General features: G+C 38.2%; 23 protein-coding genes and 1 pseudogene. 14 read left to right on the top strand and 10 right to left on the bottom strand.

All coding sequences use genetic code 11. The features are described from left to right. Positions 1 to 31: 31 nt before the first annotated feature. The 7 genes from WQ54_RS27615 (at position 32) to WQ54_RS27590 (ending at position 6053) form a co-directional block, all read left to right on the top strand. Positions 32 to 754, top strand: coding sequence for a ThuA domain-containing protein (locus tag WQ54_RS27615; protein ID WP_046589432.1), 723 nt, complete (start codon positions 32 to 34; stop codon positions 752 to 754). Positions 755 to 831: 77 nt separating this feature from the next. Next, the gene (locus WQ54_RS27610; RefSeq protein ID WP_046589429.1) at positions 832 to 1863 is read left to right on the top strand and encodes a Gfo/Idh/MocA family protein; all 1032 of its coding nucleotides are present in this window, start codon (positions 832 to 834) and stop codon (positions 1861 to 1863) included. A 6-nt stretch (positions 1864 to 1869) separates the two neighbouring features. Further along, a complete protein-coding gene (locus WQ54_RS27605) occupies positions 1870 to 2889 on the top strand; it encodes a Gfo/Idh/MocA family protein (RefSeq protein WP_197089682.1) in 1020 nt (339 codons plus the stop codon). A gap of 14 nt (positions 2890 to 2903) precedes the next feature. After that, positions 2904 to 3872 carry a sugar phosphate isomerase/epimerase gene (locus WQ54_RS27600; protein ID WP_046589427.1) on the top strand — a complete coding sequence of 323 codons (969 nt, stop codon included), beginning with the start codon at positions 2904 to 2906 and terminating at the stop codon, positions 3870 to 3872. Between the two features lie 161 nt (positions 3873 to 4033). After that, positions 4034 to 4219 (top strand): hypothetical protein, encoded by a 186-nt coding sequence (locus WQ54_RS32260; protein ID WP_052738014.1) that lies wholly within the window; start codon positions 4034 to 4036, stop codon positions 4217 to 4219. A 35-nt stretch (positions 4220 to 4254) separates the two neighbouring features. Continuing rightward, positions 4255 to 4569 carry a hypothetical protein gene (locus tag WQ54_RS32255; protein ID WP_052738013.1) on the top strand — a complete coding sequence of 105 codons (315 nt, stop codon included), beginning with the start codon at positions 4255 to 4257 and terminating at the stop codon, positions 4567 to 4569. A gap of 350 nt (positions 4570 to 4919) precedes the next feature. Beyond that, positions 4920 to 6053, top strand: a complete 1134-nt coding sequence (locus WQ54_RS27590) for a DEAD/DEAH box helicase (RefSeq protein WP_046589426.1) — start codon at positions 4920 to 4922, stop codon at positions 6051 to 6053. Between the two features lie 126 nt (positions 6054 to 6179). Here the strand turns inward: WQ54_RS27590 and WQ54_RS35025 are convergent, their stop codons facing one another. From WQ54_RS35025 to WQ54_RS27570, 6 genes and pseudogenes are all read right to left on the bottom strand, one after another. Continuing rightward, the gene (locus WQ54_RS35025; RefSeq protein WP_231597674.1) at positions 6180 to 6770 is read right to left on the bottom strand and encodes a peptidoglycan-binding protein; all 591 of its coding nucleotides are present in this window, start codon (positions 6768 to 6770) and stop codon (positions 6180 to 6182) included. Continuing rightward, positions 6753 to 7253, bottom strand: a pseudogene (locus WQ54_RS35020) (N-acetylmuramoyl-L-alanine amidase family protein); the annotation flags it as partial. The gene WQ54_RS35025 and the pseudogene WQ54_RS35020, both read right to left, overlap by 18 nt. A gap of 295 nt (positions 7254 to 7548) precedes the next feature. Further along, on the bottom strand, positions 7549 to 7734 hold the full coding sequence (locus WQ54_RS27580) for a YfhD family protein (RefSeq protein ID WP_046589421.1): 186 nt from the start codon (positions 7732 to 7734) through the stop codon (positions 7549 to 7551). A gap of 76 nt (positions 7735 to 7810) precedes the next feature. After that, positions 7811 to 7939: a YfhE family protein gene (locus WQ54_RS33110; RefSeq protein ID WP_084822359.1), complete on the bottom strand. Its 129-nt coding sequence runs from the start codon at positions 7937 to 7939 to the stop codon at positions 7811 to 7813. Between the two features lie 115 nt (positions 7940 to 8054). Continuing rightward, positions 8055 to 8612 carry a GNAT family N-acetyltransferase gene (locus tag WQ54_RS27575; protein ID WP_046589419.1) on the bottom strand — a complete coding sequence of 186 codons (558 nt, stop codon included), beginning with the start codon at positions 8610 to 8612 and terminating at the stop codon, positions 8055 to 8057. A 428-nt stretch (positions 8613 to 9040) separates the two neighbouring features. Next, positions 9041 to 10165, bottom strand: coding sequence for an amidohydrolase (locus tag WQ54_RS27570; protein ID WP_046589417.1), 1125 nt, complete (start codon positions 10163 to 10165; stop codon positions 9041 to 9043). A gap of 509 nt (positions 10166 to 10674) precedes the next feature. Here WQ54_RS27570 and WQ54_RS27565 point away from each other — a divergent pair. The 3 genes from WQ54_RS27565 (at position 10675) to WQ54_RS27555 (ending at position 12853) form a co-directional block, all read left to right on the top strand. Beyond that, a complete protein-coding gene (locus tag WQ54_RS27565; protein ID WP_052738012.1) occupies positions 10675 to 11304 on the top strand; it encodes a nuclease-related domain-containing protein in 630 nt (209 codons plus the stop codon). Positions 11305 to 11721: 417 nt separating this feature from the next. After that, a complete protein-coding gene (recX, locus tag WQ54_RS27560; RefSeq protein WP_046589415.1) occupies positions 11722 to 12534 on the top strand; it encodes a recombination regulator RecX in 813 nt (270 codons plus the stop codon). Further along, positions 12527 to 12853 (top strand): YfhH family protein, encoded by a 327-nt coding sequence (locus tag WQ54_RS27555; RefSeq protein WP_046589748.1) that lies wholly within the window; start codon positions 12527 to 12529, stop codon positions 12851 to 12853. The genes recX and WQ54_RS27555 overlap by 8 nt, the downstream gene beginning before the upstream one ends. A gap of 20 nt (positions 12854 to 12873) precedes the next feature. Here the strand turns inward: WQ54_RS27555 and WQ54_RS33105 are convergent, their stop codons facing one another. Both WQ54_RS33105 and WQ54_RS27550 read right to left on the bottom strand, forming a co-directional pair. Then, positions 12874 to 13029, bottom strand: coding sequence for a YpzG family protein (locus tag WQ54_RS33105; protein ID WP_084822358.1), 156 nt, complete (start codon positions 13027 to 13029; stop codon positions 12874 to 12876). 35 nt (positions 13030 to 13064) lie between these two features. Next, the gene (locus WQ54_RS27550; protein ID WP_046589413.1) at positions 13065 to 13229 is read right to left on the bottom strand and encodes a small, acid-soluble spore protein K; all 165 of its coding nucleotides are present in this window, start codon (positions 13227 to 13229) and stop codon (positions 13065 to 13067) included. A 113-nt stretch (positions 13230 to 13342) separates the two neighbouring features. On the opposite strand from WQ54_RS27550, the gene WQ54_RS27545 reads away from it, so the two are divergent. Beyond that, positions 13343 to 13612: a YfhJ family protein gene (locus tag WQ54_RS27545; RefSeq protein WP_046589411.1), complete on the top strand. Its 270-nt coding sequence runs from the start codon at positions 13343 to 13345 to the stop codon at positions 13610 to 13612. A 54-nt stretch (positions 13613 to 13666) separates the two neighbouring features. Here WQ54_RS27545 and WQ54_RS27540 read toward each other — a convergent pair whose 3' ends face one another. After that, entirely contained in the window at positions 13667 to 14647 is a 981-nt protein-coding gene (locus WQ54_RS27540) for a metal-dependent hydrolase (RefSeq protein WP_046589408.1), read from the bottom strand. Between the two features lie 201 nt (positions 14648 to 14848). Here WQ54_RS27540 and mutY point away from each other — a divergent pair, with 201 nt between their 5' ends. Beyond that, a complete protein-coding gene (gene mutY / locus WQ54_RS27535) occupies positions 14849 to 15949 on the top strand; it encodes an A/G-specific adenine glycosylase (protein WP_046589407.1) in 1101 nt (366 codons plus the stop codon). A gap of 5 nt (positions 15950 to 15954) precedes the next feature. Here the strand turns inward: mutY and WQ54_RS27530 are convergent, their stop codons facing one another. After that, on the bottom strand, positions 15955 to 16179 hold the full coding sequence (locus WQ54_RS27530) for a hypothetical protein (protein ID WP_046589405.1): 225 nt from the start codon (positions 16177 to 16179) through the stop codon (positions 15955 to 15957). Positions 16180 to 16290: 111 nt separating this feature from the next. Here WQ54_RS27530 and fabL point away from each other — a divergent pair, with 111 nt between their 5' ends. Next, a complete protein-coding gene (gene fabL / locus WQ54_RS27525; protein ID WP_046589404.1) occupies positions 16291 to 17046 on the top strand; it encodes an enoyl-[acyl-carrier-protein] reductase FabL in 756 nt (251 codons plus the stop codon). 79 nt (positions 17047 to 17125) lie between these two features. Beyond that, positions 17126 to 17323 carry a gamma-type small acid-soluble spore protein gene (locus tag WQ54_RS27520; protein ID WP_046589402.1) on the top strand — a complete coding sequence of 66 codons (198 nt, stop codon included), beginning with the start codon at positions 17126 to 17128 and terminating at the stop codon, positions 17321 to 17323. The last annotated feature ends 66 nt before the right edge of the window (positions 17324 to 17389 follow it).

Below are 17389 nucleotides of genomic sequence, written 5' to 3'. Positions count from 1 at the left end.
AAACAAAAATAATAGATTAGGGTGGATAACTATGACAAAAGTAACGGTATGGAATGAAAATAGACATGAACAAAAAAATCAAGTAGTTAGAGATATTTATCCAGCAGGAATTCACGGAGCGATTGCCGAATTTTTACAAGCGGATCACTATGAAGTAAAAACAGCAACACTTGATGAGCCAGAACATGGCCTAACAGAAGAGGTATTAAATAATACAGATGTGTTAGTTTGGTGGGGCCATTTAGCACATCATGAGGTTTCTGATGAAGTTGTGGAAAGAGTACAGCAGCGTGTGCTTGACGGAATGGGAATGATCGTTCTTCATTCTGGTCATTTTTCAAAAATCTTTAAAACATTAATGGGTACAAGCTGTGATTTAAAATGGCGTGAAGCTGATGATAAGGAACGTATTTGGGTAGTAGATCCAAGCCATCCAATTGCAGAAGGAATCGGGGAATACATTGAGATTGAAAAAGAAGAAATGTATGGTGAACACTTTGATATCCCGGCTCCAGATGAGTTGGTTTTTACAAGCTGGTTTGAGGGTGGAGAAATTTTCCGCAGCGGCTGTGTATTCAAACGCGGAAACGGAAAAATCTTCTACTTCCGTCCAGGACATGAAACATACCCAACATATCATAACGAGCAAGTACAACAAGTTATCAAAAATGCAGTGAAATATGTGAAACCAGTGGATCGTAAACGTCCTGTATATGGAAATGCGAAGCCGCTTGAAGCAATTGCAGTTAAATAAATTTATAACATAAAACATGAAGAGGCTGTCCTCACCATCAAGAGACAGCCGCTACATAAAACGGGAGGATATTTAAAATGGCTAAATTACGAATCGGTGTTATTGGATGTGGAAGTATTGCGCAATACCGCCATCTTCCAGAATATGCTGCAAACAAAGAGGTAGAGATTGTGGCAGTATGTGATATTGTTGAAGATCGCGTAAAGGAAATTGCGGAAAAATACAATGCTAAGGCCTACACAGATTACAAAGAACTAATCCAAAGCGGTCAAGTGGATGCGATTAGTGTGTGTACACCAAACTATTTACACGCTCCAATTTCAATTGAAGGGTTAAATAACGGTTTACATGTTTTATGCGAAAAACCAATGGCTACTTCTCAAGAGGAAGCAGATGCTATGATCGAAGCGGCAAACAAAAGCGGCAAAACATTAATGATTGGCCATAACCAACGTTTTGTGCGCTCACATCAAATTGCCCGCCAATTAATTGAAAGCGGTGAAATTGGTAAGATCTACAGCTTTAGAACAGCATTCGGTCACCCTGGTCCTGAAGGCTGGAGCATTGACGGCAAAGAAAGCTGGTTCTTTGAAAAGGAAAAAGCATATATCGGTGCAATGGGTGACTTAGGTGTTCATAAAACTGATTTACTTCGCTATTTACTTGGAGAAGAAATTGTTGAAGTAGGTGCCTTTATCGAAACATCAGCGAAGGAATTTGCAGATGTCGATGATACAGCTGTTTGTGCACTGAAAACAGAAAGCGGAATCATTGGTACTCTTGCAGCAAGCTGGTCTTATACAGCAAAAGAAGACAATTCCACGATCATCTATGGTGAAAAGGGAATCCTTCGTCTAGAAGATAATCCTACTTATTCTTTAGTGGCTCAATATACTAATGGTGAAGTAGTAAACTATCAACTTGGCAAAATTCAATCAAATGAAGAAGGCGGCCAAAACACAACACATGTCATTAATCATTTCGTATCGTCTATTGCTAACAATACTAAGCCGTTAATCTGTGGTGAAGAAGGAATGAAATCATTAGCTGTTATTCTAGCAGCTATCAAGTCAAACGATACTAAAACCATCGCAAAGGTATTTGAATAATTCACCATGAAAAAATTGCGAATCGGATTGATTGGTGTGGGAGGAATTGCGCAAGGACGCCATCTCCCAGCCTTTCAATCTCTTAAGGACAGCTGTGTAATCACGGCAGTTAGTGATGTAAATAGCGAAAGAGCACAGGAAGTAGCTGCTAAGTATCAAATAGACAATGTATATGAAAACTACCTAGACATGTTTGATAAAGTAGATGCGGTTTGTATTTGTACACCAAATAAGTTTCATGCTGAGATTACGATTGCCGCATTAGAGGCAGGTGTACATGTTTTATGTGAAAAACCGATGGCCTTATCTTCGGATGAATGTCAGCAAATGCTTGAAGCCTCAAAACGAACGAATAAAGTACTGGCCATAGCCTACCACTATCGTTTTATGAAAGCCTCTCAAGCAGCAAAGCAATTCATGCAAGAGGTCGGAACTCCGCTTGTTACAAGAGTACAAGCATTACGAAGAAGAAAAGTGCCTGGCTGGGGTGTATTTACAAATAAATCCCTTCAAGGCGGCGGAAGTTTAATAGACTATGGCTGCCATTTGCTTGACTTAGCGATTTGGCTGATGGGAAGTCCAAAGCATATTTCTGTAAACGGCAGTGCATATAATGCCCTGAGTAAAACACCAAACAGTGTGAATCAATGGGGAACATTTGATCACGAAACATTTGATGTAGATGATCATGTAACAGCTTATATTAAATTTGAAAATGGCGCATCGCTTTTACTGGAAGCATCATGGGCAGCCAATATTTTAGATGACAAAGAGCATGTCAGTATTTCCGGTACAGAAGGCGGGATCAGTGTATTTCCGCTAGAGCTCTATACTGCAAAAAATGGAATGCTTCTTAACACGCAAGCAGCTTGGGTATCCGGTGAGGACGATCCGGGTGTTGCACAAGCGAAAAACTTTATTGATGCCTGCCAGGGAAATGCTGAACTTGTCGTTAAACCAGAGGAAGCATTGCAGGTCTCACAAATCATTGATGAAATCTATTATTCAGATGAAGCAGGAAAATAAGAGGAGGAGTTCTCATGAAATTAGGCGTATTTACAGTTCTTTTTAATGATAAATCTTTTGAAGAAATGCTAGATCGAGTAAAAGCTTCTGGACTTCATGCAGTTGAAATCGGTACGGGCGGGTATCCTGGAAATAAACATTGTGATTTAGATACCTTATTAGAGAGTGAAGAAAAGCGTAATGAATTTGTTGCTGCAATTAAAGAGCGCGACTTAATCATTAGTGCGTTTAGCTGCCACGGAAACCCAATTTCACCGGATAAAGAAATGGCTCAAGACCATCATGAAACATTATTAAAAACGATTAAACTTGCTTCTTTATTAAATGTCCCTGTAGTCAATACATTCTCAGGTACACCTGGTGATCATGAAGATGGAAAATATCCAAACTGGCCTGTTACACCTTGGCCAAATGAATATGGTGATGTGTTAAAGTGGCAATGGGAAGAAAAATTAATTCCATATTGGAAAGAAGTTGGCCAATATGCTCAAGAACATAATGTGAAAATTGGTTTAGAATTACATGGCGGCTTTTTAGTTCACACGCCTTACACATTGCTAAAATTGCGTGAAGCAACATGTGATGCAATTGGTGCAAACCTTGATCCAAGTCACCTTTGGTGGCAAGGCATTGACCCAGTAGGAGCAATCAAAATCTTAGGTAAAGCTAATGCCATTCACCACTTCCATGCTAAAGACACATATATTGATCAAGACAATGTGAATATGTATGGTTTAACAGACATGCAGCCATATGGAGAAGTACAAACAAGAGCGTGGACATTTAGATCTGTTGGTTGCGGCCATAGCATAACTGAGTGGAATGATATCATGAGTGCATTACGTACATATAACTATGATTACGTAGTGAGCATTGAGCACGAAGATCCAATCATGTCGATTGATGAAGGATTTGAACGAGCTGTAACAAATCTAAAAACTGTATTAATTAATGAATCTCCGTCACAAATGTGGTGGGTATAAGCTTTCTAAAAGCCTCTTCTCTTGGGAAGAGGTTTTTATATTTGTGGCTTTAAACAAACGTTTGATTAAGAGAGATGAATGCAAAATAAATTGTCGTTGCTTATATTTATTTGGAGAAGGATGATTATTTCTGGGGAAATATGCAGAAAAGAGGAATGGAATTGAAAATAGGATTAATTCGTCATTTAAAGGTTAAAAAGTCATATCCGAAATCGATACTAACCCAAGAATTGTTGTTTCAATGGCTGCAGGAATATGATTCATCAGATGTTGAAGACAAAGAAATCAACTTAGGGCAAATCAAGTGGGACAGATGTTATTCAAGTGACATGATAAGAGGTGGATAAACAGCTCAGAAAATCTTTAACGGGAATATGTATTAATGAAGGAATTAAGGGAAGTTCCAGTTCACCCATTATTTAAAGATGATGTGAAAATGCCATTTGCTTTATGGATGATATTGTTGAGAATAGCATGGATGATGAATCATAAATCTCAGGTTGAAACAAAAGGAGATGTCCAAAGGCGGATCGACTATGTCATAAAGCAGGTGATGAAACATAATTGTGAGAATATCCTAATTGCAAGCCATGGAGCACTAATGTTCTATATTCAGAAATGTCTTATTAAAAATGGTTTTAATAGTCCTAGAATAAACGAGACCCAAAAATGGTTTCTTTATCTTTTTGAAAAATAGCATGTGAAAAGAATTTTTTTGCTTTTCTCTCAATTTAGCTGTAGTATAATGGTTGACTTTTATCCCAATCTTAAGGGCATTAGAACCGCTTTTCAAGGTTCAAGAGAAGCAAATAGATTAAGCTGGTGATAACTTGCCCGTAAAAGTATGACGAAGGATTGTTAGCTAAGTCAGGCGAAGAAAGGGAAGCGGTTGTTTAAGCATGATAAGTCCTGAGAGCAACCATCATTGTGGGATGAAGAAAACCCCTGCTGATGAAAGTCTCGTTTTAATTACATAAGAATTTTCAAATTGGTTTAAGTCATTTAAATATTGATGGAATTTTTGTTAGGTAAAGGAGATAGCACTTTATGACACAAACGAGTTTTTTAAAGGATGTAAAGTCATTTATCCAGTCGAATTGGGAAAAGACAAATTTTCAAGAACCAACTGCCATCCAAGTTAAAGCGATTCCTGCAATAGGAGAAGGGAAGGATGTTATAGCAGAGTCACCAACAGGAACAGGTAAAACTCTTGCATATGTTTTGCCGATGCTAAATAAGATTGATTCGCAAAAGAAAAATGCGCAAGTTGTGATCCTTGCTCCATCAAGAGAGCTTGTGATGCAAATCTTTGATGAAATTAAAAAGTGGTCAGAGGGGAGCGGAATAACAAGTGCTTCCTTTATTGGCGGGGCAAATATTAAACGCCAGGTTGAAAAGCTAAAAAAGAGCCCCCAAGTCATTGTCGGAACTCCAGGAAGAGTTCAAGAATTGATTAAAATGAAAAAGTTAAAAATGCATGAAGTTAAATCCATTGTCTTAGATGAAGGAGATCAGCTTTTAACGCCAGAGCATAAAAATACGATCAAAGAGATCGTTAAATCAACGTTAAATGAACGCCAAGTTGTTCTGTTTTCAGCAACATTAAATGAAAGCACGGAATCCAGTGCAAGAGACTTAATGAAAAAAAATGCAGAGCTTATCAAGGTTGCTTTAAATGAGGTCCCTACAGGTGATGTTCAGCATGTGTATCTTGTCTGTGAGCAAAGAGAAAAAGCAAAGTTGCTTGAAAGAATGGCCAAAACGGTTAAAATGAAGGCTTTAGGATTTGTCAAAGATATTGGCAATCTTGATGTGCTGGCAGATAAATTAGAGTACGAAGGTGTTGACTTCTATTTATTGCATAGTGATACAAAAAAGGAAGAGAGAGAAGCGGCACTAAAAGGTTTAAGATCTGATCACCAAGGGCTGCTCCTTGCTACAGATGTAGCTGCCAGAGGACTGGACATCGCTAATCTTACTCATGTCATTCATTATGATCTCCCGATTAGCGCTTCTCAATATGTTCATCGTTCAGGAAGAACAGGCAGACAAGGTGCTTCAGGAACAGTTGTCTCCCTTGTAACAGAACGGGAAGAAAGAGAATTGAAGAAAATAGCAAAAGAATTAGATATTACTTTGAAAAAGAATAGATTATATAAAGGTGAGTTAATTGAAGCATAGATCATATGGTCACAATAAAGCACGCCGCTCTTAACCGAGCAGCGTGCTTTCTCTTTGATGTCGGATCTAAGTTGTACTAATACTTTATGTTGCTTTCTCCGTAGTTATTCATAATTTGGAAAAGAACTAATCATCCAATTCCATTCTGATATACTTACGTGTATTTGGACCATAAATGCCATCATCAGCCAGAGCCCTGTACATTGATTGAAATCGTCTAACCGCATCCTCCGTTTTAGAGCCGTAAATCCCGTCTATGGCTCCAGGATTAAAATTGATTTGTTTTAAGGCTCTCTGTATTTGCTTAACAGCATTTCCTTGATCTCCCCGGCGATAAGTTCCTGTAGGCAGAGGAAAATCTGTGGAAGATACTCTTTGATGGTTAACCTCTTGCAGCTTATTTAACGTAACCGGTCCAACTAAGCCATCCACTGAAAGGTTATGATCTCTCTGAAATTTCATCACGGCATTCTCCGTTTCTTCTCCGAACACTCCATCAGCCCCAAATCGCAGAAGTCTGTAGCCTGCTTTTATTAATTCTTGCTGAATATCACGTACAAATGGGCCAGAATCTCCTTCTCCAATAGGCAAGGATACTCTCACAGATTTTACTGCAGAAGCTGGAGGCTTTGATTTTTGTGGCTGAGAAGGTGCTGGAGGTGAAGGGGCAGATCCGTTAAAATTACGAAGCGCTTCTTCAACATCATCAATAAACATTGACCATGAAATTCCATTCGTTCTTAATATGTTAATTGGATCTGTGCGTCTTGCGGGATCAAGTGTTGCATGTGCGATAATATCAGAGTTAGGATTGAGGTTAAATCGGTCACATAAATAAGCATGATACCAAACATAACGATTATAAGCTTGTTGAAAATTGATTTTACCGCCGTGGCATAACTCTACCCCAATCGCTGCATCGTTAGCATTAGCTCCATATCGTTTATTGTCACCTGTCACATTTGAGCGAACATGCCATGCCTTCTCGTTTAGCGGTATTATCTCAAGAATATATTTATCATCAATAAAGGTGTGAGCAGAAGCAGAAGGTTGCTGAGTATCGAAATAGTTGCGGTTACCATAAGCTGTGGACCCTGGATTGCCAGTATCATGACTAACAATAAAACGTACTTTTCCAATACTTTGTCCAGAGCGGGAATTACCAGTTCGGATATAATCTCGTGTTATCTCGTACGCCAACTATAAACACCCCTGTCATTTATTGAATATAATTCAATACGTATTCAGTATATGAACGAAGGGGCAAAGCTGTGAAGGAGAATGATTATACACATTATCCACAATATTGTAGAGGAAAAGTATGTATGAACCGGATAACTATGTGGATAACTATATGGTGCCTTATTGAGATATAAACAGGTTATTAACATTATTCACAATTTTACAAACCTTTTATCCACAACAGATAAATTGTTTATCCACAAATGTTTAAAAAGGAGTGGATAGCCACTCCTTATAACATTATTTCTGTTTTCTATTTTTTCTGTTGACGTTGATTTGCAGCATTTGCTCTCGCTTGTGCTTCTAAATCAGCTTGGTCAGCTAATTCACGAGAAAATTCCTCATCAACACCATCTCTTTTAAGATTTTTCGGAGTTTGTGGAAGGGATGACGAATTTTTATCACGAGCTTGATGTTTATGTTTATGTCCACGACCCATAAAAAAAGCCCTCCTTTTTCTTTGAACATGTTGTTCAAGATTAGGATGGCTTTTTTTATAAATTTCATGTTGGAAGTTAGTGTCTCGATTTACTTATGTATCCACCTGCACGGTCAGCCATTTTAAACTCTCTTGAATAGGCTACTTCCTGCATGCTTGAAAGTGTGTTTTTTGTTTTTTCTCGCTTCTTTTTATCAGATGCCACTGTAAATCATCCCTTCCAAATTATAGTATCAAAACTAGTTTTGACAAAGGAAGGAAGAACCATTCCTCTTCCCACAAAAAAACAGGTAAGATCCAAGGACCCACCTGTTTTTTAATCAAGCTTCCTTAAGCTGATGTTCATCTGCTTCTGAAGATTGATGGTATGTGTAGAATGTATATAAATCTTTTGTAATTTCGAATAAATTAAATAAATCTTCGCCATTATTGATTTGTTCAAGAAGACCTGCTCTTGTTTCATTTGCGTTCACAACATAAGGGAGCTTCTGTGCCGCTTTTGTTGAACGAACATTTTGTTTGCGAATTCGTAAAAAGATGGTTTCAATATCTAATTCATAAAATAATTCATGAAAAAAAGCATCTTTAGCAAGCTTATTATAGCCTTTTCCATGATATGGCTTACCTAACCACGTGCCTAAAAAGCCAGCTTTTTCTTGAATATCAAACAAACTAATGGTGCCGATTGGAGAACCCCATTCATCTAAAATGGTACGTGAAATCAATTCACCTCGTTCTTCAGCTTCAATTGTTTGTTTTGTTAAAAATAGATATTCCTCAAACGAACTTGCCTTTTGACGCACAAATGGGAAGACATCAGGGTGAACCATGTGTTCGTAAAGTGCATGGCTGTCATGAATATCACGTTTTTTTAGCATTGGGATCCCTCCATTATGAGGGCAGACTCCACGTGATATGGCCATCTCCACCCTCGAAATTTTTTTATAATAAAACAACAAAAAATTTCGGGGTGGGAATCGAACCCACTAGAACCAGTAAAGCTGGTGGCGCACCATTTGCCTTCCCATTACTAGATTTAATTTTAATTATGCTCTCCATGAAGTATAATACGTTAATTTTCGAAAAAAAGATACTACTTTTTTGTCGAATTTCAAAAAAAAGTTATTTATCTTAGAATAATTATATATTTTCTTGTATTCCTATCATTTTGGTAGATTTAACACTGGAAGTAGTAATTGATTTAACGCGTTGAATAGCTATAGCATATGATTTAATTTACCTTTTATACGGTATGCGAAAGAGGAGAGGTAAAATAATTGTAATATATCTTTTTGAGAGTATTTTCCTAGGTCTTATGAACGATTCTTCCGTCAATCATCGTTAATTGTGGTTTTGCGAGATAATGGAAGGGATGATAATTCCAAACAACCAAATCAGCATCTTTCCCAACCTCAATACTCCCAAGGCGGTCAGCGATTCTCAAGTTACGAGCGGCAGTGATCGTAATGCCTTCTAGCGCTTTTTGTGCATCAAAGCCTTCTCTCACCGCAATGGAGGCACATACGTTTAAGTATTGAATGGGGGTGTATGGATGATCCGTTGTAATCGACACTTCTACACCTCTTTCCGATAAGGCTTGATAGGTCAACCAGCTTTTATTTTTTAATTCAACTTTAGATCTTCGTGTTAATGTCGGTCCAATGCAAACTTTTGCTTTCTTGCCGATAAATTCATCAGCAATTAAGTGTCCTTCCGTACAATGTTCAATCCGATAATCAAGGTCAAATTCTTCAGCAAAGCGGATCGCACTTATAATATCATCAGCACGATGGGCATGAATACGAACAGGAATTTCCCGGCGCAGCGCCTTTTTAATTGGGATAATGCGAAAATCCTCAGTTTCATCCCCGTACTTTGCCTTATAAAAGGCTTCCCTAAGCATGCCCATGATCCCCATTCTTGTAATTGACTCATTATTTCCATTACTGTGGATCCGTTTCGGATTTTCTCCTAATGCAATCTTCAAGGCAGCCACTTCTTGAATAATCATGTTTGAAATATTGGTACCAAATGTTTTAATAACCGATGTAGTCCCGCCAATGACATTCGCACTTCCTGGCATAATGTGAACTGTCGTGATTCCATACTTAATGGCATCCATAAACGCTGGATCAAGAGGATGGACACCATCCAGCGCCCGAATATGAGGAGTCAGCGGCTCAATCGTTTCATTCGCATCATTCCCTGCCCATCCAGTTCCCTCATCATATAACCCCAAATGAGTATGAACATCAATAAAGCCTGGAAATAAAAACATGTCCTTGCAATTTATTATTTCAGTATCCGCGGGAGCAGCTAGATTCCTGCCAATTGCCGCAATCTTCCCATCCCTCACAAGAACATCCGTCTCATACAAAACAGCAGAAGTAACCGGATAAACCGTAGCCTGTTTAAAAAGTATTGAATTCATAAAGGTTTCTCCATTCATCAACAATGTAAACGTTTTATTTTAAAGTGGGGAGGATTCCCCTTTATTACATTATACTCGTTTCTTTGGATTATGTTTTTGGCGGTAGAAATAATTTGGAATGAGTCGAGTGGAGAAATGATTGTATTGGGGCGTGTTGAGAAGTAAGGTCATTATAAATGGAAGGAAGCCGGAAAAGGAGGTTGAGAGCTGATAAAAAGGAAGAGTGCTGAAAAGAGATAAAAAGTCGCTGAAAAGATGATGAGATACGCTGAAAAAAGTCGGAAAGTCGCTGAAAAAAAGGAGGTGATCACTAAAAAAAGTTAAAAAACTAAAAAAGACAGTAAACCGTAAATTTCAATTTTCACCTTTTACTATAATTCTTAGAGGAAAGTTAAGAGCGGGACGAATAATTAAAGAGAATATGTAAAGGAGTGTTGCTATGATTGTTAAAGCCCGCCAGCGGCCTGTTTTGATTGATAGCCTTCACGCGCTATTAGTGCGTACATCAAATGAACACAGGAAACGAGCTCTATTTATTACTTGAGGACTTCAATAAGAACATGAGAGGATATAAAGGAAAGCTTGCTTTAAATCACCCTTTAAGCTTTCTCCAAAAGGATCGATACTTAATTTTCCACGATGTTAGGCTATTTGATGGAACTCATTTTATTCAGATTGATACGTTAATCATTTCATCCTATTTTTTCCTTATTATCGAGGTGAAGAATATAGCTGGAACACTTATCTTTAATTCGGATTTTAACCAGTTAGTTCGTACCGCAGAGGAGAAGGAAGAGGCATTCCCTGATCCTGTCAATCAAGTGTTGCGACATCGTCTTCAGCTTGAAAAGTGGCTTGAGTTTTATCATTTCCCTCCTATACCGATCGAAACGTTAGTTGTTATTTCAAATGATCGATCAGTTATTAAAACATCAAACAATAACAAGCTTCCCAAACAAATTATTCCCGGCTTTATGATTCCTAAGAAAGTAAATGAGTTTGAAAGAAAATATCCTTCTCAAAAGTTCAATGATCTTAATTTAATCAAGCAATTATTAGTTGATATGGATGTACCTCTCCAACAAGATGTGCTGAAACGATTTAAAATCGACCGTTCTGTGCTGCTTAATGGGGTTTAATGTCCCATTTGTTTTGCTGTATCCATGAAGAGAATTATCAAAAGTGGCTTTGTGAGAAATGTGGAAAGCGTTTTGTTCATGCTCATTTAAATGCCTTTAAAGATTATTTTTCTTAATCAATTTGACGATAAGTAATCGAGAAGCTAGAGAATTTTTAAATGTTTCTTCTCACGATGTGATGAAAAGAATTCTTCAATCAATGAATTTGGAGTCTACTGGAATCACAAAAGGGAGAACGTATAAACTGAACATTTCAGTGCTTAATAGTCAATTGGAAAAATCAAAAGAGGTTAGTTATTTATCGGAGATTGCCGATAAATTCACCGCCAAAAGCAAAACCCACTATAAACCCCACTCCAGCCATTCATGATAAAATGTAACTATAAAAAAGTAAATCAACGGCAAAGAGGTGTAAAAATGCCAATCATTACAAAAATCTCTTCTCAAAAACAAACCGATAATCGGTTCAATATATTCTTAGATGAAAAATTTGCATTTAGTGTAGATCAGGATGTACTTATCAGATTCAATCTAAAAAAGGGAAAGGAGCTCGATGAGTTTGATATCGTTGAGATCCAATACGGAGATGAGGTCAAAAAGGCTTATCATAAGGCGCTCGAATTTTTGAGCTATCGAATGCGTTCTGTTAAAGAAGTTGAGGATCATCTGCGGAAAAAGGATATTCAAGATCCAGTTATTGAAGAGGTCATTCAAAAGTTAAAGGACAATAAATATGTTGATGATTTAGAATTTGCAACGGCCTTTGTTAGAACCCAGTGGCAAACGAATGGAAAAGGGCCTAGTGTGGTAAAACGCGAGCTTGCCGGCAAAGGGGTCGACCAAGGAATTATTAACCAAGCGATGGCACAATATGATCAGTCATCACAGATTGAAGAAGCGATAAACCATGCTGAAAAGCTATTGAAGAAAAATAATCAGCTTTCTACGGTGCAGTTGAAGCAAAAATTGGAGCAGCTTTTGCTAAGGAAGGGCTTTTCTTATGGTATTATTTCAATTGCATTAGATGAAGTTCAGTTTGAGCAGGATGAATCAGAAGAATGGGCTGCTCTTGAGAAGCATGCTGAAAAGGGTAAGAGGAAATATCAAAAGGAAGATCCTTATCAATATAAAATGAAGATGAAGCAATTTTTATATCGAAAAGGGTTTTCGGTTGAATTAATTGAAAAGTATCTTGATGAAGAAGGGGTAAATGACATTGACTGTGAATAATAAGCGTTATAGTGAAATGACTGAATATGAATTAAAGAGTGAAATAGCCGCATTAAAGGAGAAGGCAAGAAAGGCAGAACAGCTTGGTATTGTTAATGAGTTTGCTGTGTTAGAGCGGAAAATTACGATGGCGAAGTCTTATTTATTAGATCCTCGCGATTATAAGCCAGAAGAGGTTTACGAGATTGAGGGAGCACCAGGAGAATCATTTAAAATTAATTATATGAATGGTATTTTTGCTTGGGGTTATCGTTTATCTACTCCGAATGTTGAGGAAGCATTGCCGATTTCTATGCTGATTAGGACTGACAAGCTGTAGGAGCTGCCAGTCCGCCTGTGTTAAGATTGTTTTCTTGTTTGTCTTTTTAGAATGATGAGGTCTTGAGATTGCTGGGTTTCACCATTAACCTGAGAGTGGGCATGTTTAGGGTTGGCCCATGGCTGATGAAATGGATTAGAATAGATATTGTCATAAAATCTTTTCTTTGTACCCATTTTTAGGCACCTCCACAAGTTTTTGTGATTGCGTATTAAGAGTAAGGGTTTTCCCGTCTTCCAGAAGCTCTCATCCGTTCTTGTGGATGAGTATTAATTGTCCCATCTGCTCTTTTCGAAGCATATTCAGCTTTTGCTCTAGGTTCTCCTTCAAACTTGTTGTTGCTCATATTAGGAAAGCCTGCTTCTTTGTTGCGCAACACAATCCCCTCCAAGTCATCATTCATTTTGCTTCTTAAAAAAGAAGCGTATTAATAGTATGGGTGCAATTGTAAAGAATATTAGTAACGATTCCTTCCTAGAGGTGAGAAAAATGGAAATGTACTTTGAACGATTAACAAATGAATTATTAAGTAAAAATAACAGCCTTTCCTATGCACAGGCAAGAACCTGGGTAGAATTGTTGTGGGAGGATTTTGAATCAACGCAAGCAAAAGCGGGAAGGGAATATCACGGGAAAGAAATGACTGAGCAAGTTGTTAGGCAGTTAATAACGAATTATGGGGATAAGCTTCATGAATTTATGGCAACAAACCCAAAGTATCGTCATTTACTAAATAATGACGACTATTTAAAGCATTAATTAAACGTTTGTTTAACAGTCATGAGGCTGTCTCGGGGGTGAGACAGCCTCATTTTATTCAGGTATTAGATCAAGTTTTTTACGAAGTTTTTCCTCGCTGAAGATCCAACCCGTATAAGAACTGACAATGTTTAAATCCAGATCCAGCTGAACGATCGCTACAAAAGGATAGTACCCTTTGCTGCGGTATCGCAGGTCAATAAATCGTACCTCATAATGATCGGAATATTCCTCTACTTCCCAGCGATAAACTGGTGAAAATGACAAGAATGCGGAAATGTTGTCATCTTTTTCTGCAGCACGGATGACATCTGTCTGCGGGACAGGTACCCTTTCAAATTCATCAAGGAATATGATTTCTCCATCAACAGACCTTGCCACATAAAATCTTGTCTTCGTCATAATGGCGATATGCCACTGACGGAATTTCATCGTTGGTGAGATGATGACTTGTTCAATATCTGGGACAAGCTTGTGCAGACGGTGTATAATATCCTTTTGCATGAAATACCGAATGAGGTAATAGCCAATAAGGATAATATACAAGGTTAAAAATGTAAAACCAGGATGGGCACCGATTAACCAAATGGCAATAGCTGCTAAATGGGACACGAAGATAAAAGGGTCGAATGTATTAATTAATCCTAAAGCGATCCATTTCTTTGTAAAGGGTCTTAATGCTTGGGTGCCATAGGCATTAAAAATGTCAACAAATACATGAATGACTATCGCCAACAATGTCCAGAGCCATAAATGCAGCAAATTGCTTTCAGGAATAAAAATGGTAATCATTCCGGTTATTAAAAACGACCAAATAAAAATAGCCGGTATGGAATGAGTAATTCCCCTGTGGTTTCGTATATATTTTGCATTGTTTCTGAGCTTTAAAATCGTATCTAGGTCAGGTGCCTGAGAACCAATTAGCGCGCCCAGCATTACGGCATGGGCTGTAGGATTATCAACACCTACAACTGGGTCAAGTGTTGCCAATCCACCTAATGCAATTCCCATCACGACATGTGTTCCAGTATCCAATAAAATGAACCTCCTTGTTTTTTTAGGAGTAAGTGATTCCAATGAAATTTATATGTAACCATATTGTCCAATGTGTGCAATTCTCTTTCATTTTAATCGTTAAGTCTTTATTAATCATTGCTCATGTACTATCTTAAATAAAGTGATTTATTATTTATTTTCCCAAATTGCAGGAAAATTAACATCCGGAGGAAAATCTACATGGTAAACGAGTTGAAAAATAAGCTGGAATGTTTCCCGAAACTTGAATTTCAACAGGATCTGATTTCCTGGTATTTAGCAGAAAAAAGGGATTTGCCATGGCGTAAAGACCAAGATCCGTATAAAGTGTGGGTTTCGGAAATTATGCTGCAGCAAACAAGAGTTGATACGGTTATCCCTTATTTTACTTCATTCATTGAAAAATTTCCTTCCGTAGAAGCACTGGCTGATGCGGATGAAGAAGAAGTATTAAAAGCGTGGGAAGGGCTAGGTTATTATTCAAGAGTGCGAAATCTCCAAGCTGCGGTAAAAGAGGTAAAGGAGAGCTATGGTGGTGTGGTCCCGAATTCTCCAACTGAAATATCAAAGCTAAAAGGGGTAGGTCCATATACAAAAGGGGCAATCTTAAGTATTGCTTATAATATTCCTGAGCCTGCTGTGGATGGAAATGTTATGAGGGTCCTCTCGCGGATTTTATCAATATGGGAAGATATCGCAAAGCCAAAAACAAGAAAAATCTTTGAAGATGCAACATATGAGCTTATTTCAAAGGATGATCCATCTTCTTTTAATCAAGCCCTTATGGAACTTGGGGCATTAATTTGTACACCGACCTCGCCATCGTGTCTCTTATGTCCGGTGCGAGAGCATTGCTCTGCTTTTGAAGAGGGTGTTCAAGCTGACTTGCCCGTTAAAAGTAAGAAAAAAAAGCCGAAACCAAAGCAGATGGCTGCGGCTGTGTTATATGATTCGCAAGGTAAGCTTTATATCCATAAACGTCCGGGAACAGGATTGCTTGCAAATTTGTGGGAATATCCGAATACTGAGATTGATGCTTCATTAGGAAAATCTTATCGTGAACAGCTTGCTGATTATTTAATGAATGAATACCATGCGATGGCTGAGCTCTCGGAGTTAGCTGGCTCGGTAGAGCATATATTTTCCCATATCATTTGGAATATCTCTATTTTTATTGGGGAAGTCAAAAATACTCCAAATGACAACCTGGTTGCTGTTTCAGCAGAAGAACTGAATAAATACGCTTTTCCAGTCTCCCATCAGAAAATCTTACAAGTTTATAAGCGAAAAAACGGAGACTGACTCAATCAATCATATTGAATTCTCGTGCCTTGCGTATAAGTAGCTTCATTTCGGTTTAGACCGCCGCGGGATTCAATTTCTTGAACAATTTCTCGATGAATAGTTTGTCCTTCAGCATTTAGATATGGGACAACTTGTTGAAGCGAGTGGTGGAAATAGGCAAGCTCTTCATCCTTCCACTCCTTCTTTGACATCATCGATAATTCAGTCATATCACGACCAACGTACATAGGTATCCTCCTCTCTAGGGATAAGTAGTTAAGGATCAATAGTACTTTTCCTATAGTATCTGATACAATAAATTCATCTATTCTTTTGTTTACATATAAGGAGCTGACAAAATGAGCCAAGAAAATAAAGTAGCACTTGTAACAGGAAGCAGCCGCGGAATAGGCAAGGCGGTTGCGATTCGCTTAGCGGAGAAAGGCTATAACATTGTTGTAAACTATGCCCGCAGTAAAACGGCTGCATTAGAGGTAGTAGAAGAAATTGAACAACTTGGTGTAAAGGCTATTGCGATTAAAGCCAACGTTGGGAAGGTAGAAAAAATAAAAGAGCTTTTTACACAAATTGATGAGCAGTTTGGGAGTCTGGATGTGTTTGTTAATAATGCTGCTTCAGGTGTGCAAAAACCGGCCATGGAACTTGAGGAAAGCCATTGGGATTGGACGATGAACATCAACAGCAAAGCGCTGCTATTCTGCGCGCAGGAAGCGGCTAAGCTTATGGAGAGAAAAGGTGGCGGATATATCGTCAGCACAAGTTCGCTTGGATCGATCAGATACCTGGAAAATTACACTACGGTCGGAGTGTCCAAGGCCGCTCTTGAAGCACTTACGAGATATTTAGCTGTTGAATTAGCACCGAAAAATATTATCGTTAACGCTGTATCAGGCGGAGCAGTTGACACCGATGCACTTAAGCATTTCCCTAATCGTGAAGAGCTTCTTGAGGACGCAAAAAAGAATACGCCAGCCGGAAGAATGGTAGAGATCGAAGATATGGTAAATGCTATTGAGTTTCTTTTGTCGGAAAAAGCATCGATGGTTAGAGGGCAAACTCTAATCGTAGACGGAGGCCGTTCATTGCTCGTTTAATTGCTGAAAAATTTTTTTATTTTTTTTGGATATAATCCTCACCTCTGGGACAATCTAATTGTCGTGGAGGTGATATAAAATGGCACAAAACAATAAACAAGCTGGTAAAACTGCAGCTGGTACTAACATCCAAGAAGTAAGACAACAAAACGCTCAATCATCACAAGGTGCAGCGGGTGCAGGTCAATTCGGAACTGAATTCGCTAGTGAAACTAACGCACAACAAGTTAGACAACAAAACCAACAAGCTGAAGCTAGAAAGAACCAAAACTCTTAATAGCTAATGCGAGAGACACCCTCCTTTTATGGAGCGGTGTCTTTTTTTGAGTGAAAATAACCAATT

This window comes from Bacillus sp. SA1-12, assembly GCF_000981385.1.
In the GTDB taxonomy this organism is placed as follows: Bacteria; Bacillota; Bacilli; order Bacillales; family Bacillaceae; genus Metabacillus.
The sequence above is the reverse complement of the archived record's forward strand: the minus strand, read 5'-3'. Positions and strand labels throughout refer to the sequence as shown.

Bases quoted from the DNA above. Each gene is read 5' to 3' on its own strand.
- WQ54_RS32255 (WP_052738013.1), top strand. From the start codon at position 4,255: ATGAAGGAATTAAGGGAAGTTCCAGTTCACCCATTATTTAAAGATGAT.
- WQ54_RS35025 (WP_231597674.1), bottom strand. From the start codon at position 6,770: ATGTTTATTGATGATGTTGAAGAAGCGCTTCGTAATTTTAACGGATCT.
- WQ54_RS27600 (WP_046589427.1), top strand. From the start codon at position 2,904: ATGAAATTAGGCGTATTTACAGTTCTTTTTAATGATAAATCTTTTGAA.
- WQ54_RS27610 (WP_046589429.1), top strand. From the start codon at position 832: ATGGCTAAATTACGAATCGGTGTTATTGGATGTGGAAGTATTGCGCAA.
- WQ54_RS27615 (WP_046589432.1), top strand. From the start codon at position 32: ATGACAAAAGTAACGGTATGGAATGAAAATAGACATGAACAAAAAAAT.
- WQ54_RS27605 (WP_197089682.1), top strand. From the start codon at position 1,870: ATGAAAAAATTGCGAATCGGATTGATTGGTGTGGGAGGAATTGCGCAA.
- WQ54_RS27580 (WP_046589421.1), bottom strand. From the start codon at position 7,734: ATGGGTCGTGGACATAAACATAAACATCAAGCTCGTGATAAAAATTCG.
- recX (WP_046589415.1), top strand. From the start codon at position 11,722: ATGCCAATCATTACAAAAATCTCTTCTCAAAAACAAACCGATAATCGG.
- WQ54_RS27570 (WP_046589417.1), bottom strand. From the start codon at position 10,165: ATGAATTCAATACTTTTTAAACAGGCTACGGTTTATCCGGTTACTTCT.
- WQ54_RS27520 (WP_046589402.1), top strand. From the start codon at position 17,126: ATGGCACAAAACAATAAACAAGCTGGTAAAACTGCAGCTGGTACTAAC.
- mutY (WP_046589407.1), top strand. From the start codon at position 14,849: ATGGTAAACGAGTTGAAAAATAAGCTGGAATGTTTCCCGAAACTTGAA.
- WQ54_RS27530 (WP_046589405.1), bottom strand. From the start codon at position 16,179: ATGTACGTTGGTCGTGATATGACTGAATTATCGATGATGTCAAAGAAG.
- WQ54_RS27545 (WP_046589411.1), top strand. From the start codon at position 13,343: ATGGAAATGTACTTTGAACGATTAACAAATGAATTATTAAGTAAAAAT.
- WQ54_RS27565 (WP_052738012.1), top strand. From the start codon at position 10,675: ATGAACACAGGAAACGAGCTCTATTTATTACTTGAGGACTTCAATAAG.
- WQ54_RS27590 (WP_046589426.1), top strand. From the start codon at position 4,920: ATGACACAAACGAGTTTTTTAAAGGATGTAAAGTCATTTATCCAGTCG.
- WQ54_RS27575 (WP_046589419.1), bottom strand. From the start codon at position 8,612: ATGCTAAAAAAACGTGATATTCATGACAGCCATGCACTTTACGAACAC.
- WQ54_RS33105 (WP_084822358.1), bottom strand. From the start codon at position 13,029: ATGGGTACAAAGAAAAGATTTTATGACAATATCTATTCTAATCCATTT.
- fabL (WP_046589404.1), top strand. From the start codon at position 16,291: ATGAGCCAAGAAAATAAAGTAGCACTTGTAACAGGAAGCAGCCGCGGA.